Source organism: Kocuria oxytropis (assembly GCF_040981195.1).
GTDB classification, from domain to species: domain Bacteria; phylum Actinomycetota; class Actinomycetes; order Actinomycetales; family Micrococcaceae; genus Kocuria; species Kocuria oxytropis.
On the sequence record NZ_JAVFXA010000001.1, the window covers coordinates 33,548 to 55,961 of the forward strand.

The window sequence follows — 22,414 nt, forward strand, 5'->3', positions numbered from 1 at the left end:
GTCCGTGCTCGGACCGCAGCACCGCATGGGGGGACCGTGGACGTGGACGACGACAGGATCGGGGCCGTGCAGGCGCGTCTGGCCCGGCACGCCGTCGAACGCGCCGCCCTGGACCCGGGCCGGCTCTGGTGGCAGTACTTCCAGCTCGGCGGCGAGGCCGGGGCGCTGGAGGTCGACGCCTACCTGCACGGGTGCCTGCGCCTGCCCGCCGACCACCGCAACCTCCTCGCGCGTGCGCTCAACGACCTCGTCCGGGGCGCACCTGTTGCCCGGGTCCCGTTCTCCTGGGAGATCGCGGACTCCCCGCGCGACGCCGGACCGCAGGGCCGCGGCACCACCCCGAGCACGGGCCCACGCGCCTGAACGGGGCCTCCACGGCCCCGGCCGCCGCAGTGGCAGAATGGTCCGGGGCGCCGGTCCCGGCGCCGGCCGGCGCCCGCTCGGGCGGGCCGAGCCGGGCGCAGCGCGCCCGTCGTCGTCCCCGTGCCCCACCTCGACCCTAGGATGCCGCATGGCCCACCCCTCGCCCCGCGCTCCCGCGCCGACCGCGCCGCCCGCACCGACCGGCTGGTCGACCCTGCACCGCCACCACATCGGCGTGGACGTCGGCGGCACCCTGATCAAGTACGCGGCCGTGGACATGGCCGACGGCACGCTGACCACCCCGGTCCTCCAGCGCCCCACCCCCGTGCCCGCCACGCCCGACGCCCTCGCGGAGGAGCTGGTGCTCCTCGTGGAGGAGCTCTCCGCCGGGCCGGCCGCACCGCACCCGGAGGCCAGCGTGGGACTCGCGCTCCCGGCGATCGTCCGGCACGGTGTGGCGCGCTCGGCCGCGAACATCGACAACGCGTGGATCGGGTTGGACGTGCACCGGTTCCTGACCCAGCGCCTGGGGCGCACGGTCCACGTCCTCAACGACGCCGACGCCGCGGGCCTGGCCGAGCTGCGCTACGGCGCCGGGCGCGGGAGCAGCGGCACCGTCCTGGTGATCACCCTGGGCACGGGCATCGGCTCGGCGCTGTTCGTGGACGGCAAGCTCGTGCCCAACCTGGAGCTGGGCCACCTGGAGCTCGGCGGGGTGGACGCCGAGGTGCGGGCCTCGGCCCTGGTCCGGGAACGGGAGGGCCTGGACTGGCCCGACTACGCCGAGCGGCTCCAGGAGTACTTCGCCCACCTGGAGTTCCTCTTCTCCCCCGACCTCATCGTGGTCGGCGGCGGCATCTCCGCCCGGCACGAGGACTTCCTGCCCCGCCTGCGCCTGGACGTGCGGGTGGTCCCGGCGGAGCTGCGCAACGCGGCGGGCATCATCGGCGCCGCCCGGCACGCCTACCTCGCGGTGCCGCCGGCGGAGGTCTGACCCCGCAGCGCCTGCCGGAAGTACTGCACGCCCGCGAGGACGTGCAGGACGGCCGCCACCTGGACGAGCACCCGTCCCACGTCCGTGACCTCCGGACTGGACCATGCCGGCCCTGCCAGGACGAGGACGGTCCCCACCATCAGCAGAGCGGTCTTCGCCTTGCCCACGGTGGTGACCCGCAGCGTGCCGAGGGAGCGCCGGAGGAGGGTGGCGACCCCCACCACGACGTCGACGACCGCGATGACGATCAGGACCCACCACGGGAACAGCCCCACGATGCTCGCGGCCACCGCGATCGCCACGGTCCCGAGCCGGTCCGCGATGGGGTCCATGACCTCGCCGACCCGGCTGCGCTGGTGCAGCGCCCGGGCAAGGGTGCCGTCCACCCAGTCCGTGAAGGAGAACAGGGCGACGAGGACCAGCGCGAGCACCGGCCGCTCGTCGATGTCGAGGACGGCCAGGACGGCCGGGACGATGAGCGCGAAGCGCACCACCGAGACGACGTTCGGCACCGTGAGCACGCGGTGGTAGTACGGCGACTCCGCCGGCTCGACCGCGTCCTGGTGCCGTGTCATCTGGCCTTCCCGCTCTCCTGGCGCCGTGGGCGGGCGGCCCGCGGGGGCCGCCCCTGCTGATTCCGAGAGTATCCCGTCCGCGCCCCGCACGGTGCTCCGCACGGCGCGGCCCGAGCCCCTCGCGTTGTTCCCGGCACCACCCCTGCGCTACTCTCTGCGAGGCCGGTCGACCGTCCTGCCCCGCCCCCTCCCCCCGGAACCGCCGAGCACCGCTGCCGGCGGGCGGCGCCCGCGCCGGTGCGCGGCTCGCGCCGGGGCGGATCCCGAACCTGCCCGGAGCCCCCGTGACTCTGCTGACCGCCCAGCGCATACCCGTGTCCGGGGAGGAGCGCGCCGCCCCGGCCCACCGCCCCGAGATCCAGGGGCTGCGCGGGGTCGCCGTGCTCCTCGTCGTCGCGTTCCACGTCTGGACCGACCGTGTCTCCGGCGGCGTCGACGTCTTCTTCGTGCTCTCGGCCTTCCTGCTCACCGGCTCGTTCGTGCGCCGCGTGGAGAGCGGCAGGCCCCTGGCCCTGCGCGCGTACTGGCTGCGCACCTTCAGCCGCCTCCTCGGCCCCCTGGCCGTGATGCTGCTCGTGGTCCTGGCCGTGGTCCTGCTCCTCTTCCCGCCCAGCCGCTGGGAGACCCTGGTGGGCCACGCCTGGGGCTCCCTGTTCTACGTCCAGAACTGGGTCCTGGCCGCCGAGGCGGTCGACTACTACGCCGGCGGCGGTGCGGCCTCCACCCCGCTGCAGCACACCTGGTCCCTGTCGGTGCAGGGCCAGGTCTTCCTGCTCTGGCCCCTGCTGCTGGCCGGCACCGCGTGGGCGGCCCGCCGGACCGGAGCGAGCTTCCGGCTCCTGGCCGGGACCGTGTTCACGGTGGTCCTCGCGGCATCCCTGACCCGCTCCGTGCTCGCGACCGCGGCCTCCCCGGACGCCGCCTACTTCGACACCTCCGCCCGGCTGTGGGAGTTCGCCCTCGGGTCGCTGGCCGCTCTCGCCGTCGCGGCCCTGCCCCGCCCCGGGGCTGCCGGTTCCGCGGCCCGCCGGGGACTCGCGGCCGGTCTCGGGTGGGCGGGCCTGGCGGCGGTGGTGGCGACCCCCATCCTGGTCGGCGCGCAGACCCGCTTCCCCGGCGCCGTGGCCCTGGCGCCCACCCTGGGTGCTGCGGCCGTGCTGCTGTCCGGGGCGCTCGCCACCGGCACCCGCGGCGGGGTGGGCCGGGTCCTCGCGGCCCGTCCGCTCGTCCGGCTCGGGGACCGCGCCTACGGCGTCTACCTGTGGCACTGGCCGCTGCTCATCGCCTACGCCCTGGTGACCGTCCGCGAGGAGGTGCCGGTGGCGCACGGGATCGGCATCCTCCTGGGCTCGCTCGTCCTCACCCGGGCCGCCGCCCCGCTCACCCGGCTGCCCGCGCTGCTGACCCGGCTGCCCGCGCTGCCGGCGCTGCCGGCGAACCCGCGGCGGCGCCCGGTGCGCCTGCGGCGGAGCCCGGCGCGGGGACCGCTGCCGGGCCCGGGGGACCTCGCCCGGCTGGTGGCGACCGTGCTGCTCGTGGCCGTCCCCGTGGGGGCCGCCCACGGCGGCACCCTGGTGCGGGAGGCCCAGCAGCAGGGCGTCGAGCGCAGCGGGGAGAACTACCCGGGGGCGGCGGTGCTGCGCGGCGCAGCCGTGGCCCCCGCGGGCGTCCCGCCCGTCCCGACCGCCGCGGAGCGCGAGGACGAGTGGGGGGAGACGGGCCCGGAGTGCGGCCCCGAGGACGGTCGGGAGACCATCGGCGACCTCGGCGACTGCTGGGCCGTGCGGCCCACCGACGGCTCGGCGCCCACGCGCACGCTCGTGGTCGTCGGCGACTCGCACGCGATGCAGCTGCTGACGCCCGTGACCCGCGCCGCCGAACGGAACGGGTGGGCCGTGATCAGCTACCTCCGGATGGGCTGCCGGTACGCGGCGGCCTCCCTCGGCGGCGACGACGCCTGCGACGCCTTCAACGAAGCCGCCCGGAACGCCGTGCTCGAGCAGCGGCCGGACGCCGTGCTCACGATCGGCACGCGCAGCCTCCCGGAGGCACCGCACGAGGAGCTCGTGGACGGCTACGAGGAGGGCGTCGCCCCGCTGCTCGAGGCCGGGCTGCCGGTGGTCGCCCTGCGGGACAACCCCCGGTTCCCCTACGACATGTTCGAGTGCGTGGAGACCTACGGGGCGGACCACCCGCGCTGCAACGAGCCCCGCGCCGAGGCGCTCCAGGAGGTCAACCCGCTGCTCGAGGCCGCCGCCCGGCACGACGGACTGCACGTCGTGGATCTCACTGACCGGCTCTGCACGGCGGACGTGTGCCCCTCGGTGGTCGGCAACGTCGTCGTCTACCGGGACCTCGACCACGTCACCTCGAGCTACGCGGCCACGCTCACGCCGGACGTCGAGGAACGGCTGACGGCTACGCTGGGCTGGTGAGGCGGGACCGTCACCGCCCCCGGAGCCCCAGGAGGCCGTCATGGACCCTCGCGTGCACTTCCTCACCCTGTCCACCCCGGACCTCGGTGCCGCCCGGGAGTTCTACGTGCGGGGCCTGGGCTGGGAGCCGCTGCTGGACGTCCCCGGCGAGATCCTCTTCTTCCGGATCGCTCCCGGGACCGTGCTGGGCCTCTTCGACGCGGCGAAGTTCGCCGAGGACCTCGGCCTGCCGGAGGCGTCCCCCGCGCAGGGGGTGACGCTCGCGCACAACGTGGACGACGAGGCCTCCGTCCGGACGGTGGTGGCCGCGATGGCGGCCGCGGGCGGCACGGTCCTCACGAGTCCGCGGCCGGGCGCCTTCGGGGGCGTCTTCCACGCGCACGTCGCCGATCCCAACGGCGTGGTGTGGGAGGTCGCGCACAACCCGGGGTGGCGGGTCGACGACGACGGGACCGTGCACCTCGGCTGAACCCCGCGCCGGGAAGGCGGCGGCGCGGCTCAGCCGCGGACGTCGTGGCGCAGGTGGTGCTCGAGGTCGTGCAGGAAGTACGCCGCGAAGCTCGCCACGGTGAAGTCCTTCCCGTCCCCGCGGCGGCCGGTGCGGGCCCACTGCTCCGCGGTCACGGCGTCGAAGGCGTCCGCGGTGGCGCGGATCTCCTGGGCGAGCTCCCCCGAGACCTCGTAGGGGTCCTGCAGGTTGTACCGCTCCCCGACCGCGGCGGCGTCCTGGTCCCAGTCCGCGAAGACCGGGTCATGCTCCTCGAGCATGAGCCGCAGGCGCTCACGGAACACCCGGCACACGTCGCGGACGTGGCACGCGTACTCCAGCGGGGACCATGTTCCCGGCCGGGGCCGGTCCGTCATGCCGAGCCGGTCCAGGACCGTCGCCCAGCGCTCGACCGTGGCCCGGGCGCGCTCCCCGGTGGTCGTGACGTCGTAGCCGGGGTCGAACCCGCAGTCGGAACAGCCCCGCTCGAGCACCACGGTCCAGTCCTTGGTCTCCGGCGGGACGGGGGAGATGTCGGGGGTGCCGGTGCGCTCGGTGCTCATGCGGTCAATCTACCGGGATCCGCCGGGCGGGTCACAGCCCCAGCCGGTCCAGGACCTCGTCCTCGTCGAGGGGCTCCCCGCGCTGGATCCGGCGGGTCCGGCGCAGGTCGGTCGCCGCGAGCACCACGGCCGCGGTCGCCAGCACGCAGGAGAGGATCCCCAGGGTGTTGGCGAAGCCCGCGGACAGGCCCAGGTGGACGGGGTCGGTGGCCCGCGTCAGCACGGAGGCGCCCGCGCCGTCCACCCGGTCCGGCAGGACGGCGCCGAAGCCGAGGAGCACGGCCCACGCCGCGGACAGCGTCAGCGAGGACCGCAGGGACGCCCCGCTCGGGACGTGGGCGCGCGCGTCCCGGGCCAGCAGCACGCTCGCGGCCAGGAGCAGCCCGGTCAGCGGGAGGGCCAGCGCCAGGGTGTGGACCGGCACCAGGTCTCCGGCGGCACCCACGAGACCGCGGCCGACGGCGATCCACGCCCCGAGGAGCAGGGCCACCGGGACGCCGAGCACGGGCACCGCCCGCTGCAGGGCGCTGGGGCGGTGCGGCACGCGGTCGAGGTCGGTCTGCACGCCCGCCAGTCTATCGGCGGGCGTCCCGCACCCCGGCGGCCCGGGCCCCAGCGGCCCGGCGCCGGGCGGTCTGGTCCCGGGCGGACGGCAGCCCGGTGGCCCTGCTCCTCGGGGCCCGGTCCCGAGCGGGCCGGTCCCGAGCGGGCCGGTCCCGAGCGGGCCGGTAGGCTGGAGCGCATGCCGAACCCCGGATTCCCGCAGGCCGTCCTCTTCGACCACGACGGTACCCTCGTCGACACCGAACCCCTGTGGGACCGCGCCAAGCAGAACCTCGCCGCCGAGCACGGCCGGCCCTGGACGACCGAGGACTCCCTGGCCACCCTGGGCCGGCCGGTCGCCGCGACCATCGCCCGCCTGCAGCAGGTCGGCGTGCCGCTCGGCGAGGACGAGCTGTTCCGGGCGGTCTTCGAGCACTGCGTCCGCGTCCTGGAGGGCACGGAGCTGACCTTCATCGACGGGATCGCGAAACTGCTCGAGGACCTGGCCGCCGCGGGGATCCCGGCGGCGATCGTCACCAACGCGAGCTCCGCGATCGGCCACCGCACCGCGTCCACGGCGCCGGAGAACCTGTTCCGGGTGATCATCGGAACGGACGAGTACGCGCAGGGGGTGCGCCCCAAGCCGGACCCGGACGCCTACCTCACCGCGGCGCGCCGCCTCGGGGTGGACCCCGCCGGCTGCGTCGTGGTCGAGGACTCCCCCGCGGGGGCCGCCGCGGGCGTCGCGGCCGGCATCCCCACGGTGGTCGTCCCCGGAGAGATGAGGGTCGAGCCCGGCCCCGGGATGCTGCACCTGGGATCCCACCGTGAGCTGACCCTCGAGCTGCTGCGCTCGTTGGACCCCCAGTCCCCGTCGTCGCCCTTCCACGCCCTGCAGGAGACCCGCCCGTGAGCTTCCCCGGATACCCCGCCGCCGTCCTCTTCGACCACGACGGCACCCTCGTGAACTCCGAGCCCCAGTGGGCCGTGGCCAAGCGGGCGGTGGCCGGGCGCTACGGCGTCGGCTGGGACACCGAGGACGACCTCGCCACGCTGGGGCGCACGGTGCCCACGTCGGCGCGGCTGATGGTGGAGCGAGGCGCCGAGGGGACCGTCGAGGCCATCACCGCCGAGCTCGGGCAGGAGGTGGCGGCCTCGCTCCGGGGCGAGGTGCCTTTCCTGCCCGGGATGCGCGACCTGCTGACGGAACTGGAGCGCGCCGGCATCCCCGGGGCCGTCGTGACGAACGCCTTGACCGTGGTCGCGGCGGGCACCGCGTCCGGGGCGCCCGAGGTGCTGCGGGTGGTCGTCTCGCAGGAGGACGTGGAGCAGCCCAAGCCGCACCCGGAGCCCTATCTGCTCGCGGCGCGGCGGCTGGGCGTGGACCCGGCCCGGTGCGTGGCGATCGAGGACTCGCAGACGGGGGCCGCGAGCGCGGCGGCCGCCGGGATGCCGGTGGTGGTGGTCCCCGGCGACGTTCCGGTGGACCCGGCACCCGGCCTCGTGCTCGTGGCCGCGCACACGGACGTCACCCTGGAGTTCCTGCGCGGGCTGGACCCCTCCGCCTGACAGCTTCCGTTTGACGAGTCGGCCTGACGAGTCCGTCCGACCGAGTCCGTCCGACAGATTTCGCCCGCCGAGCACGAGGGCCCGCCCCCGGCCGGACCGCGCACTGCGGAACGACCGGGGACGGGCCCTCGTGGGTGCCGTCCGGGACTCAGCGGGTCGCGGTCCCCTGGGGCGAGGACGCGCGGCGCGGGCTGCGGCTGCGACGGCGCGCCGCGGCCTGCGTGGCGCGGTCCGGCGCGGACTCGGTCGAGTACGCGGGCGCCGCGGAGCGGGTGGGTGCCGCGGTGCGGGCCGGCGCCGCCGAGCGGGAGGCCGAGCCGTTGCCGGGGCGGGAGCCGCCGCGGTTGCCGGTCTCGGAGCGCTGGTCGCGGGAGGAGCTGCGCGGCTGCTCGGAACGGGCCTGGCCGCCGCGGCCGCGGCCGCCGCCGGAGCGGGCGCCGGACCGGCCGGCACCCGAGCGCTGGCCGCCGGACGGACGGCCCTGGGCCTGGACGGGCTGCGGGACGTAGGCGACCTTCTCGGCGGGCTCGCCCACGAGCGCCGTGACGGCCGGGGAGCCGACGTTCACGGTGTCGAAGTTCGCCGTGACGCCCGCGGCCTTCATGAGCTGCGTGACCTCCCGACGCTCCTCCTTGGTGGCCACCGTCACGACGGAGCCGGAGGCGCCGGCGCGGGCGGTGCGCCCGGAGCGGTGCAGGTAGGACTTGTGCTCGGTGGGCGGGTCGATGTGCACGACCAGCTCGACCTCGTCCACGTGCACGCCGCGGGCCGCGACGTCGGTGGCCACGAGCACCCGCACGTCCCCGGCGGAGAACTGGGCCAGGTTCCGGTCACGGGCGTTCTGGGACAGGTTGCCGTGCAGGTCCACGGCGGGGATGCCCATCTGGCTGAGCTTGCGGGCCATCTTCTTGGCGCGGTGCTTGGTGCGCGTGAACATCACGCGACGTCCCGTGCCGGAGGCCAGCGCCTCGATGAGCTCCTGCTTCTCGTCCGCGTCCACCACCAGCACGTGGTGGTCCATGGTGGACACCGATGCCTGCGGGGCGTCCACGGAGTGCTTGACGGGGTTGGACAGGAACTGCTTGACGAGCTTGTCCACGCCGCCGTCGAGCGTCGCGGAGAACAGCAGCCGCTGCCCGCCCTGCGGGGTGCGCTTGAGGATGCGGGTGACCACGGGCAGGAAGCCCATGTCGGCCATGTGGTCGGCCTCGTCGATGACCGTCACGCGGACGTCGTCGAGCGTGAGGATGTTCTGCTTCAGCAGGTCCTCGAGCCGGCCGGGGCAGGCGATGACGATGTCGGCGCCCTGGGCGAGCGCCTTCTCCTGGTTGCGCTGGGACACCCCGCCGAAGATGACGGTGGTCCGCTGCCCGGCGGCCTCGGCCAGCGGGGCGATCGCGCGGTCGATCTGGGTGGCCAGCTCGCGGGTGGGGGCCAGCACCAGGCCGGTGGGCCGGTTGGCCCGGCGGGCCGCGCGGGCACCGTTGCCGGTGAGCCCGGCGAGCCGGGACACCAGCGGCAGTGCGAACGCCACGGTCTTGCCGGAGCCGGTCCGGCCGCGGCCGAGCACGTCGCGGCCGGCCAGCGAGTCGGGGAGGGTCTTCTCCTGGATGGGGAACGCCTGCTCGATGCCCTGCTGGGCGAGGACGGCGGAAAGGGCCTTGGGCACGCCAAGGTCGGTGAAAGTAGCCAAAACTGGGATACGTCTTTCGATCGGATGTCCCGGCAAGGGGGTAGCGCGCCGGGTTGCGCCGAATGACTCCTGGAGCCCCTGCGAGCGGGCTGAGACCGTCTGGAACGGTGCCGCGCTGGAAGAAGAAAGGGGTGCTCGACGCCTGCCTGCTCACCCGGGACCGGGGAGCAGTGCCATGTGCAATACCGACCACCCTACAGCACGGGTGGCGGTGCAGGACCGGCATGTGGCACAGCACACCCCCGGCCGCCCTCCCGCCGGACCCACCGGGTCGGCGCGAGAGGCAGCGATGCCTGCCGACATCTCGCACCGACCCGGTGGGTTCGGCCGGGCGGAACCGCACGGGGCGGGCTACAGGGCCGTGTAGCCGCCGTCGACCAGGTAGTAGCCGCCCGTCATGAAGGAGGCCCGGTCCGAGAGCAGGAACGTGGTCAGGGCGGCGACCTCCTCGGCGCGGCCCAGCCGGCCGAGGGGGTGCTTGGCGGCGAGCCCCTCCAGGACGGCCGCGGGAGCGGTGCGCAGCAGCGGGGTGTCGATGTAGGCGGGGCCGACGGCGTTGACCCGCACCCCGCGCTGTCCGTACTCCACCCCGGCCTGCTTGGTGAGCCCGACCACCCCGTGCTTCGCGGCGGTGTAGGCGCTGTTGCCGGCGGCGACGGCCACGGTGCCGTGGACGGAGGCCATGTTGACGATCGCCCCGCCGCCGGCCTGCTCGATGGCGGGCAGCTGGTAGCGCATGCCGAACATCACGGAGTGCAGGTCGATCTGCACGGTGCGCACCCACGCGTCGAGGTCCGACTCGCCGACGGCGTCCGCCGAGCCGCCGACTCCGGCGTTGTTCACGGCGAGGTGCAGCGCGCCGTAGGTCTGCTGGGCGAACTCGACCGCGGCCTCGCAGTCCCCGGGCTTCGCCACGTCCTGCCGGAACCCGGCGGCGTCGCCGCCGGCGGCCATGATCGCCTGGACGACGTCGTCGATCCGCGTCGTGTCGATGTCGGTGACGACGACCTTGACGCCCTGTGCCGCGAGGTCCTTGGCGCAGGCCTCGCCGATGCCGGAGGCGGCGCCGGTGACGAGCGCGACCTTGTCCTTGAGATCAGCCATGTGGTTCTCCTGCCGTGTGTCCGATGGGCCGGGCCGGGCGGCCCGACGCTCCCAGTGTGTCCGGAAACGCCGGGGCCCGCGAGGACGACGCGGACGTGTCCGCGCGCGTCGTCGCGGGCGCCCGCGGCCGGCCGGGGCTCAGCCCTCGTCGTCGGCCTTCTCGGCGTCGTGCGCGCGGCGCACCGCCGCGGCGTCCGCCTCCTGCACGGCCTTCTGCCCGCGCACCACCTCGGTCAGGAGCTTGGTCATCTCCTTGGCCACGCCGGCCGCGGACTGCGGGTTCTGCCCGGTGACCAGACGGTCGTCGACCACGACGTTCTCGCTCCAGTTCGGCGCCGTGCGCACGTCCGCGCCCTGCTCCACGAGCTTGTCCTCGAGCAGGAACGGGACGGCGTCGGACTTGCCGACCTCGTCCTCCTCGGCGTTGGTGAACGCGGCCACCTTGCGCCCCTCGACGATGCGCAGACCGGTGGAGAGCTCGACGTCGACGAGCCCCGCCGGACCGTGGCAGACGGCGCCGACGACTCCCCCGGCGTCGTGCACGGCGGCGACCAGCGACTGCAGCTCGGCGTTGCCGGCGAAGTCCCACATGGTGCCGTGCCCGCCCACGAGGTACACGGCGTCGTACTGGTCCGGGTCGACCACGCCGATCCGCGGGGTGTTGTACAGGGAGGCCCGCACGGTTTCGTCCTCGAGGTACTGCCGCTGCACCTCGTCCTCCTCGTCCTTGCCGTCCTGCGGGGGCTGCCCGCCGGCGATCGAGGCGAAGTCGACGAAGTACCCGGCGTCCCGGAACACCTTCCACGGGTGGGCCGCCTCGCCCACGAAGTAGCCGGTGGGCTCCCCGGTGTCGCCGAGGGTGTCGTGGCTGGTGAGAACGAGCAGAACCTTCTTCATGGTCTCGATGTCCATGTCTGTCCTTCCGTCGGGTGGCGGGACGCGGAGGGCGTCCTGCGAGCGGGTGGCCAGCCTAGGCGCCACGGGCCCCGGACGGGGCGGGTGTTCGCTCCGGGCCGTCCCGCCCGGTGGGGGCGGACCCTCCCCTGATAGGGTCATTGACGACTCAACCACCCTGTTCGCCCTCCCGAAAGGACCGATCATGAGCCTCTCCAACGCCATCCTGCGCGGCGTCTCCGGCGCCTACCTGGTGCAGTCCGGCTACGGCAAGAAGGACCTGCCCACCGAGGCCGCGTCGGGTCTCCAGCAGTTCGCCGCGACCGGTGTGCCCCAGTTCAAGGAGTGGGACGCCGACACCTTCGGCAAGTTCGTGGCGTACTCCGAGATGGGCATCGGCGCGGCCCTGCTGACGCCGTTCGTCAACAAGCGCCTCGCGGGTCTGGCCCTCGGCGCGTTCTCCGCGGGCCTGCTGGCCATGTACTTCCGCAACCCCGAGATGACGCAGGAGGACGGCATCCGCCCGACCGAGGCCGGCACCGGCCTGTCGAAGGACGCCTTCCTGGCCGCGATCGCCGCTGCCCTGGTGGTCTCCAAGTAGGCACAGCGCCGCACGCACCCTGCGGGTGCCGTCCGTCCCCCGGGACGGACGGCACCCGTTTCCCGTTCCGGGCCGGGAACCGCTCCGCACCGGCGCCGGACACCCTTAGGACGTCCGAGGCGGCCGGGAGAATGGGACCCATGACGACGGCGCACCGCCGGGCCCGTTCCGCTCCGGGTCGGCACCGAGCCTCTCCTGCCGGGGAGCGGATGCTGGACGCCGGCGTCCGGGCCGAGGTCCGCGCCGTCGTCGGTGAACTCGTGGCCTCGGATGCCGCGCAGGCGCGCGAGGCGGCGCGCCAGGTGCGCTGCATCGTCCGGCTGTGGCTGCTGGCCTGGGAGGACCGGGAGATCGACTGGGTCTCCACGGCCGGGCTGATGCCGTACGAGGCCGACGAGCTCGTGTGCTCCCTGCTGGAGACCGACGAGCAGATGGTGCGCGACCTCGCCGACGAGGTCGCCCCGGCGCTGCTCCTTCCCGCGGCGACGGCCCTCGACCGGGTCCGCGAGGCCCTGGTGCTCGGCCTGCACCTGCCAGGGACCCTCGAGGCTCTGGAGGCGGGCCTGTTCAGCGCCCGCCACGCCTCGGTGATCGCCGACCAGTGGCGCGAACTGGTCGAGGAGGCCCCGGCGGACCAGGAGGCGCCGCACGATCTCGTGCGGCGGCTCGCCGCGGACCTGACGGAACGGGCGCCGTTCTGCACCGTGGCGCAGCTGCGCGCGTGGGCCCGGCGCCGGCGCGCGGCGCTGCTGGCCGAGACGCAGGAGGCCAGGCACCGGGCCGCCCGTGCCGGACGCGGCGTGTGGCTCGAGCACGGTGAGGACGGCATGGCCTGGCTGCACGCCCTGCTGGACGCACCCACAGCGCTCGCGGTCCAGGACCGGCTGGACTCGCTCGTGGCGCTCCTGGGTCCGGCGGAGGCGGGCACCGGAGCTCGTCCCGGCGGAGCCCGTCCCGGCGGGGCGCAGGACGGACCGGAGGGTCCCGCCGATCCCCCCGCTCCAAGGGAGGGTGCGGGCTCCCGGAGCGAGGAGCAGCTGCGGGCGGACGTCCTGGCGGACCTCCTGCTCTCCGGGGAGCTCCCCGACGACCCCGCGTTCCCGCGCGGGGTGCGGGGGCAGGTGTGCGTGACGGTCCCCGTGCTCACCCTGCTGGGGTGCCGCCCCGGTGGCCCGGCCGAGGGAGTGCCCACGGACGCCCCGGTGCTCGCGGGTCACGGGCCGATCAGCGTCGAGGCCGCCCGGGAGCTGGCCGCCGGGGCCCCGTCGTGGCAGCGGGTGCTGACGCACCCGGTCACGGGTGTCGTCCTCGACCACGACCGCACCACCTACGCCGTGCCGGCCGATCTGCGCCGCCGGCTGCGGCTCCGGGACGGAACCTGCCGCTTCCCCGGCTGCCGCCGGAGGGCCGAGCGCTGCGACCTCGACCACACGGTGGCCTGGCAGGACGGCGGACGGACCTCCGCCGACAACCTGGCCCACCTGTGCCGCCACCACCATCTCGTCAAGCACCGCAACGGTGCTCTCGGCCGCTGGTCGGTGCGCCAGCTCGGTCCGGCACCCTGGGGAGGCGTGCTCGAGTGGACGTCACCGGCCGGGCGGACGTACCGGACGGAGCCGGACGCGTCGGCCGGGCTCGCACCGGGCGCAGCGGCACGGGACCGGATGCTGTCCGGTGCGCCCCTGCCGCCCGGTCTGCGGCCCGGCAGCACGGCACCGGAGCCACCCGGAACGCGAGGAGGGGTCGGGGACGGTGGACTGCCTGGCGCCGACGCTCGGCCGGGTGTCGTGCCGGAGGACGCGGACCCTCCTCCGTTCTGAGCACCCGACGGCCCCCGCAGTTGGAGACAGCCCTCACCAGCCAGAGCAACCGGCGGTCCGGCCTGGGGGAACGAGCCCTCGGTCGTCCTGAACACCCAGTGGCCCGTCCCATGGGAGCGAGCCCTCCCCCGTCCTGAACAACCAGCGGCCCGGCCTGCAGGAACGCCCCCTCCCGCGCTGACGGACCGGCAGTCCCGGTGGTCAGGCGGGGGGCCGGCCCGGGTCCTCCTCCGTGCTCTCCACGGACACCCGGTAGGTCATGGTGTGGGTCTCCTCCGGCTCCAGGTGCACGGCGTCGGCGTGGGTGTTGGCGCCCTCCACGCACACGAAGTCCGTCCACCCGTCCGGCCCCACGTCGGACATCGCGGCCGCCATCTCCGCCCCCGGGTTCCACACCACGGTGGTGTCGGAGTTCTTCTTGCGGATCCGGAGCACGCGCCCGAGCACGGGATCCACGACGGCCACGTCCCCGCTCGAGCGGTACACCCGGTCCGTCTCGCCGTCGAACCGGACGTCGCCCTCCTGCACGCAGTCGTCCCGGTCCAGGACCTTGTCGCGGTAGGTGGCGCCGTCGAGACCCTCCACCCGGATCTTCCGCACGTCCCCCACCACGAGGTAGGCGTGGAGTGCCTCCTCGAAGTCGAAGGGGTGCTCACCGGTGTTGGTGACGCTCAGGTCGATGGACAGCTCGGTGCCGAAGCGCACCACGCAGTACGCCTCGAACGGGTGCGGGAACTGCTCCCGGTGCGCGGGGTCGGTGACGTCCTCGTCGGAGAGCCGGTACACGACCATCGCCTCGTGGTCCGAGGACTCGCGCGACTCGACGTGCCACGGCAGCGTACGGGCGAACCCGTGCTTGGGTGTGCGCCCGCCCTCTGCTCCGTCCGCGAACCACGGGAAGCAGATGGGGACGCCGCCCCGCACGGGGCTGCCCGTCTCGAGCGCCGTGGCCGGGGACAGCCACAGCACCGGGGCATGGCCCGTGGGGATCCAGTCGATCACGTGCGCGCCCTGGTCGTAGACGGCACCGGTGGCATCCGCGCAGGAGAACGCGCGGGGATCGGGTAGTTGGCTCATGCCCCTCAGGCTAGACGCAGGGCCCGGTCCCCGTCAGGAGGCCGGGCCCTCGCACACGGACGGCCGTCAGACGCCGGTGCGCTCGTACGAGTCGATCGCGCCGGGGTGGCCCTCCATGAAGTCGTCGACCTGTCGGCGGTCCGCCCGCAGCTGCGGGTCGTGGTCCAGGTAGTGCTTCGTCTCGCGGACGATCAGTCCGGAGAGGAGCAGCAGCCCGAGGAGGTTGGGCAGTGCCATGAGGCCGTTCATCACGTCGGCGAAGTTCCAGACGACGGCGAGCGGGACGGTGGCGCCCACGAACACCACGACGGAGAAGACCACCCGGTAGGGCATCACCGCCGGGCGCCCGAAGAGACGTTCCATGCAGCGCTCGCCGTAGTAGGCCCATCCCAGGATCGTGGAGTAGGCGAAGAGGACGAGCCCCACGGTCACCACGACGTGCCCCCACTCACCGGGCAGGCCCTGGCTGAAGGCGTCGCCGGTCATCGTGGCGGCGAAGTCCGCGCCCTGCTCCCAGACCCCGGTGCAGATGAGCACCAGGCCGGTGAAGGTGACCACGATGATGGTGTCGATGAAGGTCTGGGTCATGGACACCAGTCCCTGCCGCACCGGGTGGGTCGTCCGGGCGGCCGCGGCCGCGATGGCCGCCGAGCCCATGCCGGACTCGTTGGAGAACAGCCCGCGGGCCACGCCCATCTGCACGGCGAGCATGATGGCCGAGCCGGCGAACCCGCCGACGGCCGCGGTCCCGGTGAAGGCGTCGGTGAAGATCAGGACGATCGCCTGGGGCAGCGCCGCCACGTTGACGAGCAGGATGAACAGCGCGCCCAGCACGTAGAAGAGGATCATGAACGGCACGAGCGCGGCCGTGACCCGCCCGATCGTCCGGATGCCGCCGACGAGGACGACGAGCGTCAGCACCGCGAGCACGATGCCGGTGATCCAGGTCGGCACCCCGAAGGAGACCTCGACGTTCGAGGCGATCGCGTTGCCCTGGGTCATGTTGCCGATCCCGAACGCGGCCAGCGCGGCGGCGATGGCGAAGAAGATCGCCAGGAACTTCCCGAACCCGTTGCGGATGCCGCGCTCCAGGTAGTACTGCGGCCCGCCGGAGATCTCCCCCTTGGCGTCCGTGGTGCGGAAGCGGACCGCCAGGAACGCCTCCGAGTACTTGGAGGCCATGCCGAGCAGGCCGGTGACCCACATCCAGAACAGGGCGCCCGGCCCGCCGATCGAGATCGCGGTGGCCACGCCCACGATGTTGCCCGTGCCGACCGTGGCCGCGAGCGCCGTGGTCAGCGCCTGGAACTGGGAGACGTCCCCGCCGCGTGCGTCCGCGTCCTGGCGGTCCAGCAGGGCCAGTCGCAGCGCGGAGCCCAGCTTGCGGAACTGCAGACCGCCCAGCCGGACGGTCAGGTACAGGCCGGTGAGCAGCAGCAGGGGGATGAGGACGTAGGGCCCCCAGATGATGGCGCCCAGCTCGCCGAGGGCGGTCTCGATGGTGTTGAGCATGTGTTCTCCCGTGGGTGTCGGGTGGGTCAGGGATCGGCCGAGAGGGGGCTGTGACCTCCGTCTCGGCCGAAGGAATCTAATCACAGGTCCGGCGGTGCGCCCGCAAGGAACGTCGGACCAGGACCGGTGTCGGCCCGGCCGGTCTCGGCCCTGTCCCGACGGAGGAGACGTCCGTGACCGGGGCGGCGGCTCAGGGGCGGTGAGGGCTCGGGTGCCCCCACGACGCGACGACGGCGACCGCCCAGGCACACCCGGGCCTCGGGGCGGCTACGGGTCGGCGGCAGCGGGGTCGTCGGGGCCGCGCCGGGAGAGCCGGCGGGCGAGGGAAACGGCGGCCGCGGCGAGCAGCGAGCACACCGCCATGGACACCGCCATCGGCACCGCGGTGTGCTGACCGGCCAGCCCGGTCAGCGGACTGACGAGCCCGCCCAGGAGGAACTGGGTCAGTCCGAGAACCGCCGACCCGGCACCGGCCCGCCCGGGCACCCGCCCCTGGGCGAGCGCCACGGCGTTGCCCATGACGAAGCCGATGCAGGTCTGGCTCACGAAGAGGTGCGCCAGGGTGGTCCACCCGGTGATCCCGGCCAGGACCAGGCCCAGTCCCACCACGTTGACCGTGGCCATCACCACGATCGCGGTGCGCAGGATGGTGCCGGGCTCGAGCCGGTCGACCAGACGGGTGTTGACGACCGCCCCCAGGATCGAGCCGCCCGCGTTGACGGCGAAGACCACGGAGTAGCCGAGGGCCGAGTAGCCGAGCACGTTCTGCAGCACGAAGGAGGACGCGGAGATGTAGGAGAACAGTGCGCCGAACGCGAGTCCGAAGGTCAGGGCGTAGGCCATGAAGGAGGGGGTGCGCAGCACCCGCCAGGACCCGGTGACGACCGCACCGACCCCGCCGCGGTGCCGGCGGTGCGGGGGCAGGGTCTCGGGCACCACGAGCACGGAGCACGCCAGCATGAGCAACCCGAACCCCGCGAGCGCCCAGAACACCGTCTGCCACGGGGCCACTGTGGCGATCACCCCGCCCAGCAGTGGGGCCACCACCGGCGCGAGAGAGGTGATGGTCGCGAGGATCGAGAACAGCTTGGCGGCACCGCGGCCGGAGGAGATGTCCGAGACCACGGCCCGGGCGATCACCACGCCGGCCGCCCCGGCGAGACCCTGGACCGCCCGCAGGACCAGCACCGTCCCGATGTCCGGGGCCAGGACCACGGCGACGGAGCTGAGCAGGAACAGCGCGTTGCCGGCCACCATGAGCCGGTGCCGGCCGAGCACGTCGGACACCGGCCCCAGCAGAAACTGACCCACGGCCATGCCGACCATGTACGTGGTCAGCGTCAGCTGCACCGCGGAGGCCGAGGCCCCGAAATGTCCGGCCATCGCGGGCATCGATGCCAGGTACATGTCCGTCGCCATCGGGCTCACGGCACTGAGGATCCCCAGCGCCGCCACCAGCACCACCCGGTCCCGGCCGCCGGAGAGGCGCAATCGGGAGCGAACGGCGTCGTGGGGCGGCGGTGAGCTCACGGGAGGTCCTTCGGCGGATGTCTGCAGGGCGCGACTCATGCTATCGACGCCGCACCCGCGCGGGCGACGGCGGACCCACGGACACCGGCAGCCGCGCGGACGACGGCGGACCCACGGACACCGGCAGCCGCGCGGACGACGGCGGACCCACGGACACCGGCAGCCGCGCGGACGACGGCGGACCCACGGACACCGGCAGCCGCGCGGACGACGGCGGACCCACGGACACCGGCAGCCGCGCGGACGACGGCGGACCCACGGACACCGGCAGCCGCGCGGACGACGGCGGACCCACGGACACCCGCAGTCGGGCGGACGACAGCAGACGCACGGGCACCGGTGTCCGCGCGGACGTTGGCAGCCGCTCCTGCATCCGCCCCCGCACGGACACCGGCGTCCAAGGGGGCGACAATGTCCCCATGAGACTCGCCGTGTACACCGGGGCCTCCCTCGGTTCCAACCCCCTGTTCGCCGAGGCGGCCCGGGCTTTCGCCACCGCTCTCGCCCGCCGGGACGTGGGCATCGTCTTCGGCGGCGGCCACGTGGGACTGATGGGTGTCGTGGCCGACGCCGCCCTGGCCGCCGGGGGTGAGGTGGTCGGGGTCATGCCGCAGTCCCTCGTCGACGACGAGACCGCCCACCCCGGCCTCACCGAGCTGCGGATCGTTCGGACGATGCACGAGCGCAAGGCGGAGATGGCCGCGCTCGCGGACGGGTTCGTGGCCCTGCCCGGCGGGCTGGGCACCCTCGAGGAGATCTTCGAGGCCTGGACCTGGCTGCAGCTGGGAGTGCACGCCAAGCCGGTCGGCTTCCTCGACGTGGCCGGTTACTGGCAGCCTCTGCTGGACGCCGTGGCGACGATGTCCGCCGCCGGGCTGGTGCCGCCCGAGCACCGGAACGCCGCCGTGGTGGCCCAGGACGCGGACGAGCTGCTCGCCCGGTTCGCGGCGTGGGAGCCCCCGCGCCGCCGTCACCGAACCACCGGCCTTGCCCCCACCGGCCCCGCGACCACCGGTCCTGCCCCCACCGGCCCCGCGACCACCGACCCTGCGCCTAGGATGTAGGGCGATGAGCGAGCACACCCCTTCCCCCGCAGAGGGCACCCCGCAGGGTCCCGTCCCCGAGGAGTTCCACCGCCGGCCGTACTCCTTCGTGCGCCGCGGCGACCGCCTCACCGCCCGGCGTCAGAAGGCCTGGGACGACTGGGCGCCCACGCGGGTGCTCGACATCCCGCGGGTGCGCACCGACACCTCCGTGCACCCCGATCACGAGTTCGACGCGGCCGCGGCTTTCGGCCGCGAGGCCCCCCTGGTCGTGGAGGTCGGCTCGGGGCTCGGCGAGGCGGTCGTGCACGCCGCCGCCCAGGACCCCGGGCGGAACTACCTCGCGGTCGAGGTGTACAAGCCCGGGATCGCGGACCTGCTCCTCAAGGCGGGCCAGGCCGGCGTCGACAACGTCCGGGTGGTGCAGGCCAACGCGCCCGAGGTCCTGGAGCACATGCTCGCTCCGGGCTCGGTCGACGAGCTGTGGGTGTTCTTCCCGGATCCCTGGCACAAGACCCGCCACCACAAGCGGCGCCTGGTCTCCCCCGCGTTCGCCGAGCTCGCCGCCCGGGTGCTGGCGCCCGGCGGGCTGTGGCGGCTCGCCACGGACTGGCAGGAGTACGCCCTGGTCATGCGGGAGGTCCTGGACGCGTCCCCGCACTTCGAGAACGTCCACCCGGGCCCGCTCGCCGACGACGAGCACCCGGACACCGGCTGGGCCCCCCGCTGGGAGGGACGGATCCTCACGAGCTTCGAGCGCAAGGCGCAGGAGGCGGGCCGCGTCCCGCGCGACCTCCTCTACCGCCGGACGGCGTGAACGAGCGGCCCGGGCCGGAGCGGGACGGCTTCGTCGTCGTGCTCCCGGGCGATCCCCGCACCCGGCCGCTGCTCCAGGGGCTGCACCTCGAGTACGTGGAGCGCTACGGGCCCGCCATCGGCGCGGAGGAGATGGCGGACCACCCGGTGGAGGACTTCACCGCTCCTGCCGGGGCCCTGCTGCTCCTGCTGGAGGACGGCGTGACGGTGGGCGGGGGCGCGTTCCGCCGGCACGACGACGACACCGCCGAGCTCAAGCGGGTGTGGACCGCCCCGGAGCACCGCCGGCGCGGGATCTCGCGGCGGGTCCTCGCCGAGCTCGAGCGGCTCGCCGCCGCGGCGGGCTACCGGCGGATCCGCCTCACCACGGGCAGCCGGCAGCCCGAGGCCTACGCCCTCTACCGCGGCAGCGGGTACGTGGTGCTGCCCGGTCCGGCCCGGGTCTACCCGGGCGGGGTGTACGACGTGGCCTTCGAGAAGCCCCTGCGCTGACTCGGCCCGGGGACCGGGCGGTCAGCGGTCCTGCGTACGAGGTGGCCGGTAGAGCACCACGGCCTGGGAGATCTTGCGGGCTCGGGGACGGGCGCCGCGGGCCATGCGCACCACGTCCCCGCCCACACCGGCGGCGAAGATCCGCGAGGACTCCTCGGCCCGGTCCCGGGCCTCCTCCAGCTCCCGGGACAGCTCGGCCACCCTCGAGCGCAGCGCCGCGACCTGGTTCTCCAGCTGCAGGATGCGCCGGATGCCCTCGAGGGACACGCCCTGCTGGGAGAGCACCTGGATCTGCTGCAGCTTCTCGATGTCCCGCTGGGAGTACCGCCGGGCCCGGCCCGGGGCGCGGGACGGCTTGACGAGACCGAGCCGGTCGTACTGGCGCAGGGTCTGCGGGTGCATCTCCGCGATCTCCGCGGCCACGGAGATCACGAACAGCGGCTGGTCGGCGTCCAGTGCCATCTCACACCCGCGCCTTCGCGGCCAGGCCGGCCCGCGGGTCCTCGGCGGCGGTCGCCTCGGCGAAGGCCCGGGCGGCCTCCTGGGCCCGCTCGTCCAGGTCGGCGGGAACGTGCACCTCGACCGTCACGATGAGGTTCCCCGCGCCCTTGGCCGTGCTGAACCCGCGCCCCTTGACGCGGAAGCGCCGGCCGGAGGACGTGCCGGCGGGCACCTTGAGCCGCACGGTGCCGCCGTCCAGCGCCGGCACCTCGACCGTGGCGCCGAGCGCCGCCTCGGGGAACGAGATCGGCACGGTGACCTCGACGTCGTCCGTGCCCTCGACCCGCCGGAAGAAGGCGTGCGGGCTCACGTGGACCGTGACGTAGAGGTCGCCGGGTCCACCGGGCCCGGAGTGGCCCTTGCCGGCGAGCTTGAGCTTCTGCCCGTCCCGCACACCGGCCGGGATCCGCACCGTGGTCTCCTGGCCGTTGCCGCGGCGCAGCTTGATCGTGGTGCCGTGGACGGAGGAACGGAACGGGATGGTGGTCTCCGTGCGGATGTCCTCCCCGCGCGCCGGCGGGCCCTGGTAGCCGGCGTAGCCGCCCGGGGCTCCGTACCCGGTCTGACCGCCGAACTGCGCGAACAGGTCCTCGAACCCGGGCTGGCCGCCCGGCCCGCCCGTGGAGTACGTCGTGCGGCGGCGCCTGCCGCCGCCGCCCCCGCCGAAGATGTCGCCGAAGAGGTCCTCGAAGTTCGCCGAGCCGCCCGCGCCGCCGGCGCCGCCGGCGGTGAAGCGCGCACCGGAGCCCATGGCGCGGATCGCGTCGTACTGCTTGCGCTCCTCGGGGTCGGAGAGCACGGAGTTCGCCTCCGTGATGTCCTTGAACCGCTGCTCGGCCTCCGCGTCGCCCGGGTTCTGGTCCGGGTGGTACTGGCGGGCGAGCTTGCGGTACGCCTTCTTGACGTCGGCTGCGGACGCGTCCTTGGAGACGCCGAGAATGCTGTAGAAGTCCTTGTCGATCCAGTCCTGGCTGGCCATGACGCCTCCTTTCTGTGGGGCCGGTCGGGGTCCTGCGGGACAGGGCCCGGTGGGTGTCCTGGGGTGGTCCCCGGTGCCGCGGCGCCGGGGACGGGAGGACGGGTCAGGGGAGGCCCGCGGGGCGGGCCTCCCCTGCCGTCGCACGGATCAGGCCGGGACGGGCCTCACTCTGCGACCGCGACGGCGACCTGGGCGGGCCGCACCACGCGCTCGCCGATCCGGAAGCCGGAGCGGAGCACCATCGAGACCTGGTCGGGCTCGACCTCGCTGGTGGGCTGCTGCAGGACCGCCTCGTGGACGGTCGGGTCGAACTTCTCCCCGACCTCCCCGATCCGCACGAGCCCCTGCCGCACGAGGGTCTCCTCGAGCTTGTTCGCGATCGCCGCGAACGGGCCGTCCGTGAGGTCGCCCGCCTGCCGGGCCGCGTCGATGTCGTCGAACACCGGCAACAGCGTCTGCAGGAGGTCGCCCGTCACGAAGGTCCGCAGCTGCTCCTTCTCGCGGGCCGTGCGGTGCTTGAAGTTGACGAACTCGGCCTGCAGGCGGCGCAGCTCCTCGAGCCGCTCCTCCGCGAGGGCGGCCGACGGGGAGTCCGCCGCCTCCGCGGCCGACGGGGCGGCGTCCCCCGACTCGGCGTCGGTCGACTGGGGCGTCGAGAGGATGTCGTCCACCGTCAGGCCCTCCGGCCCGGCCTCCTCGCGGGGGCCGGATCCGGAGTCCTGCGAGCGGTGCTCGTCGGGCTGCGCGGCCGCGTCCCCGGGACCGTTGCCGGGGCCGTTCTCCGCCGCGTTCTCGTCGGGTCCTGGCGTGGGGTCGGGCATGC

The 22,414-nt window shown here is 74.4% G+C and carries 23 protein-coding genes; 11 read left to right on the forward strand and 12 right to left on the reverse strand.

Annotation, left to right across the window (positions count from 1 at the left end):
• The first annotated feature begins 42 nt into the window (after positions 1 to 42).
• A complete protein-coding gene (locus tag QYM41_RS00140; RefSeq protein ID WP_368797710.1) occupies positions 43 to 363 on the forward strand; it encodes a hypothetical protein in 321 nt (106 codons plus the stop codon).
• 148 nt (positions 364 to 511) lie between these two features.
• A complete protein-coding gene (gene ppgK / locus QYM41_RS00145) occupies positions 512 to 1,357 on the forward strand; it encodes a polyphosphate--glucose phosphotransferase (RefSeq protein ID WP_368797711.1) in 846 nt (281 codons plus the stop codon).
• Here the strand turns inward: ppgK and QYM41_RS00150 are convergent.
• The gene (locus QYM41_RS00150; protein ID WP_368797712.1) at positions 1,327 to 1,932 is read right to left on the reverse strand and encodes a CDP-alcohol phosphatidyltransferase family protein; all 606 of its coding nucleotides are present in this window, start codon (positions 1,930 to 1,932) and stop codon (positions 1,327 to 1,329) included. The genes ppgK and QYM41_RS00150 overlap by 31 nt on opposite strands.
• Positions 1,933 to 2,216: 284 nt before the next feature.
• Here QYM41_RS00150 and QYM41_RS00155 point away from each other — a divergent pair, with 284 nt between their 5' ends.
• Entirely contained in the window at positions 2,217 to 4,367 is a 2,151-nt protein-coding gene (locus tag QYM41_RS00155) for an acyltransferase family protein (protein WP_368797713.1), read from the forward strand.
• 40 nt (positions 4,368 to 4,407) lie between these two features.
• Positions 4,408 to 4,836: a VOC family protein gene (locus tag QYM41_RS00160; protein WP_368797714.1), complete on the forward strand. Its 429-nt coding sequence runs from the start codon at positions 4,408 to 4,410 to the stop codon at positions 4,834 to 4,836.
• Between the two features lie 29 nt (positions 4,837 to 4,865).
• On the opposite strand, the gene QYM41_RS00165 is transcribed toward QYM41_RS00160, so the two are convergent.
• Positions 4,866 to 5,417, reverse strand: a complete 552-nt coding sequence (locus tag QYM41_RS00165) for a DinB family protein (protein WP_368797715.1) — start codon at positions 5,415 to 5,417, stop codon at positions 4,866 to 4,868.
• A gap of 31 nt (positions 5,418 to 5,448) precedes the next feature.
• Positions 5,449 to 5,982, reverse strand: coding sequence for a hypothetical protein (locus QYM41_RS00170; RefSeq protein WP_368797716.1), 534 nt, complete (start codon positions 5,980 to 5,982; stop codon positions 5,449 to 5,451).
• Positions 5,983 to 6,159: 177 nt separating this feature from the next.
• Between QYM41_RS00170 and QYM41_RS00175 the strand changes: the two genes are divergently transcribed.
• Positions 6,160 to 6,873, forward strand: coding sequence for an HAD family hydrolase (locus QYM41_RS00175; protein ID WP_368797717.1), 714 nt, complete (start codon positions 6,160 to 6,162; stop codon positions 6,871 to 6,873).
• Positions 6,870 to 7,529, forward strand: a complete 660-nt coding sequence (locus QYM41_RS00180; RefSeq protein ID WP_368797718.1) for an HAD family hydrolase — start codon at positions 6,870 to 6,872, stop codon at positions 7,527 to 7,529. Before QYM41_RS00175 ends, QYM41_RS00180 begins: the two co-directional genes overlap by 4 nt.
• Before the next feature lie 148 nt (positions 7,530 to 7,677).
• Here QYM41_RS00180 and QYM41_RS00185 read toward each other — a convergent pair whose 3' ends face one another.
• From QYM41_RS00185 to QYM41_RS00195, 3 genes are all read right to left on the reverse strand, one after another.
• Positions 7,678 to 9,198, reverse strand: a complete 1,521-nt coding sequence (locus QYM41_RS00185) for a DEAD/DEAH box helicase (RefSeq protein ID WP_368797719.1) — start codon at positions 9,196 to 9,198, stop codon at positions 7,678 to 7,680.
• Between the two features lie 375 nt (positions 9,199 to 9,573).
• A complete protein-coding gene (locus QYM41_RS00190; protein WP_368797720.1) occupies positions 9,574 to 10,326 on the reverse strand; it encodes an SDR family NAD(P)-dependent oxidoreductase in 753 nt (250 codons plus the stop codon).
• Between the two features lie 138 nt (positions 10,327 to 10,464).
• The gene (locus QYM41_RS00195) at positions 10,465 to 11,238 is read right to left on the reverse strand and encodes a type 1 glutamine amidotransferase domain-containing protein (protein ID WP_368797721.1); all 774 of its coding nucleotides are present in this window, start codon (positions 11,236 to 11,238) and stop codon (positions 10,465 to 10,467) included.
• A gap of 187 nt (positions 11,239 to 11,425) precedes the next feature.
• On the opposite strand from QYM41_RS00195, the gene QYM41_RS00200 reads away from it, so the two are divergent.
• Both QYM41_RS00200 and QYM41_RS00205 read left to right on the forward strand, forming a co-directional pair.
• Complete coding sequence (locus QYM41_RS00200; protein ID WP_368797722.1) at positions 11,426 to 11,821, forward strand: hypothetical protein; 396 nt, start codon at positions 11,426 to 11,428, stop codon at positions 11,819 to 11,821.
• 140 nt (positions 11,822 to 11,961) lie between these two features.
• Entirely contained in the window at positions 11,962 to 13,641 is a 1,680-nt protein-coding gene (locus tag QYM41_RS00205; protein ID WP_368797723.1) for an HNH endonuclease signature motif containing protein, read from the forward strand.
• A 201-nt stretch (positions 13,642 to 13,842) separates the two neighbouring features.
• Here the strand turns inward: QYM41_RS00205 and QYM41_RS00210 are convergent, their stop codons facing one another.
• The 3 genes from QYM41_RS00210 to QYM41_RS00220 form a co-directional block, all read right to left on the reverse strand.
• Positions 13,843 to 14,718 (reverse strand): D-hexose-6-phosphate mutarotase, encoded by an 876-nt coding sequence (locus tag QYM41_RS00210; RefSeq protein ID WP_368797724.1) that lies wholly within the window; start codon positions 14,716 to 14,718, stop codon positions 13,843 to 13,845.
• Between the two features lie 66 nt (positions 14,719 to 14,784).
• The gene (locus tag QYM41_RS00215) at positions 14,785 to 16,230 is read right to left on the reverse strand and encodes an alanine/glycine:cation symporter family protein (RefSeq protein ID WP_368797725.1); all 1,446 of its coding nucleotides are present in this window, start codon (positions 16,228 to 16,230) and stop codon (positions 14,785 to 14,787) included.
• A 267-nt stretch (positions 16,231 to 16,497) separates the two neighbouring features.
• Positions 16,498 to 17,760: a multidrug effflux MFS transporter gene (locus QYM41_RS00220; RefSeq protein WP_368797726.1), complete on the reverse strand. Its 1,263-nt coding sequence runs from the start codon at positions 17,758 to 17,760 to the stop codon at positions 16,498 to 16,500.
• A gap of 419 nt (positions 17,761 to 18,179) precedes the next feature.
• Between QYM41_RS00220 and QYM41_RS00225 the strand changes: the two genes are divergently transcribed.
• The 3 genes from QYM41_RS00225 to QYM41_RS00235 are packed head-to-tail and all read left to right on the forward strand — an operon-like array spanning position 18,180 to position 20,111.
• The gene (locus QYM41_RS00225; protein ID WP_368797727.1) at positions 18,180 to 18,824 is read left to right on the forward strand and encodes an LOG family protein; all 645 of its coding nucleotides are present in this window, start codon (positions 18,180 to 18,182) and stop codon (positions 18,822 to 18,824) included.
• Between the two features lie 4 nt (positions 18,825 to 18,828).
• On the forward strand, positions 18,829 to 19,620 hold the full coding sequence (trmB, locus tag QYM41_RS00230; RefSeq protein ID WP_368797728.1) for a tRNA (guanosine(46)-N7)-methyltransferase TrmB: 792 nt from the start codon (positions 18,829 to 18,831) through the stop codon (positions 19,618 to 19,620).
• Entirely contained in the window at positions 19,617 to 20,111 is a 495-nt protein-coding gene (locus QYM41_RS00235) for a GNAT family N-acetyltransferase (RefSeq protein WP_368797729.1), read from the forward strand. Before trmB ends, QYM41_RS00235 begins: the two co-directional genes overlap by 4 nt.
• A gap of 21 nt (positions 20,112 to 20,132) precedes the next feature.
• Here QYM41_RS00235 and QYM41_RS00240 read toward each other — a convergent pair whose 3' ends face one another.
• From QYM41_RS00240 to QYM41_RS00250, 3 genes are all read right to left on the reverse strand, one after another.
• On the reverse strand, positions 20,133 to 20,573 hold the full coding sequence (locus QYM41_RS00240; RefSeq protein WP_368797730.1) for a heat shock protein transcriptional repressor HspR: 441 nt from the start codon (positions 20,571 to 20,573) through the stop codon (positions 20,133 to 20,135).
• A gap of 1 nt (position 20,574) precedes the next feature.
• The gene (locus QYM41_RS00245) at positions 20,575 to 21,591 is read right to left on the reverse strand and encodes a DnaJ C-terminal domain-containing protein (RefSeq protein ID WP_368797731.1); all 1,017 of its coding nucleotides are present in this window, start codon (positions 21,589 to 21,591) and stop codon (positions 20,575 to 20,577) included.
• A 164-nt stretch (positions 21,592 to 21,755) separates the two neighbouring features.
• On the reverse strand, positions 21,756 to 22,412 hold the full coding sequence (locus QYM41_RS00250; RefSeq protein WP_438612527.1) for a nucleotide exchange factor GrpE: 657 nt from the start codon (positions 22,410 to 22,412) through the stop codon (positions 21,756 to 21,758).
• Positions 22,413 to 22,414 lie beyond the last annotated feature (2 nt).

Bases quoted from the DNA above. Each gene is read 5' to 3' on its own strand.
- ppgK (WP_368797711.1), top strand. From the start codon at position 512: ATGGCCCACCCCTCGCCCCGCGCTCCCGCGCCGACCGCGCCGCCCGCA.
- QYM41_RS00150 (WP_368797712.1), bottom strand. From the start codon at position 1,932: ATGACACGGCACCAGGACGCGGTCGAGCCGGCGGAGTCGCCGTACTAC.
- QYM41_RS00160 (WP_368797714.1), top strand. From the start codon at position 4,408: ATGGACCCTCGCGTGCACTTCCTCACCCTGTCCACCCCGGACCTCGGT.
- QYM41_RS00165 (WP_368797715.1), bottom strand. From the start codon at position 5,417: ATGAGCACCGAGCGCACCGGCACCCCCGACATCTCCCCCGTCCCGCCG.
- QYM41_RS00175 (WP_368797717.1), top strand. From the start codon at position 6,160: ATGCCGAACCCCGGATTCCCGCAGGCCGTCCTCTTCGACCACGACGGT.
- QYM41_RS00190 (WP_368797720.1), bottom strand. From the start codon at position 10,326: ATGGCTGATCTCAAGGACAAGGTCGCGCTCGTCACCGGCGCCGCCTCC.
- QYM41_RS00195 (WP_368797721.1), bottom strand. From the start codon at position 11,238: ATGGACATCGAGACCATGAAGAAGGTTCTGCTCGTTCTCACCAGCCAC.
- QYM41_RS00200 (WP_368797722.1), top strand. From the start codon at position 11,426: ATGAGCCTCTCCAACGCCATCCTGCGCGGCGTCTCCGGCGCCTACCTG.
- QYM41_RS00205 (WP_368797723.1), top strand. From the start codon at position 11,962: ATGACGACGGCGCACCGCCGGGCCCGTTCCGCTCCGGGTCGGCACCGA.
- QYM41_RS00210 (WP_368797724.1), bottom strand. From the start codon at position 14,718: ATGAGCCAACTACCCGATCCCCGCGCGTTCTCCTGCGCGGATGCCACC.
- QYM41_RS00215 (WP_368797725.1), bottom strand. From the start codon at position 16,230: ATGCTCAACACCATCGAGACCGCCCTCGGCGAGCTGGGCGCCATCATC.
- QYM41_RS00225 (WP_368797727.1), top strand. From the start codon at position 18,180: ATGAGACTCGCCGTGTACACCGGGGCCTCCCTCGGTTCCAACCCCCTG.
- trmB (WP_368797728.1), top strand. From the start codon at position 18,829: ATGAGCGAGCACACCCCTTCCCCCGCAGAGGGCACCCCGCAGGGTCCC.
- QYM41_RS00240 (WP_368797730.1), bottom strand. From the start codon at position 20,573: ATGGCACTGGACGCCGACCAGCCGCTGTTCGTGATCTCCGTGGCCGCG.
- QYM41_RS00245 (WP_368797731.1), bottom strand. From the start codon at position 21,591: ATGGCCAGCCAGGACTGGATCGACAAGGACTTCTACAGCATTCTCGGC.
- QYM41_RS00250 (WP_438612527.1), bottom strand. From the start codon at position 22,412: ATGCCCGACCCCACGCCAGGACCCGACGAGAACGCGGCGGAGAACGGC.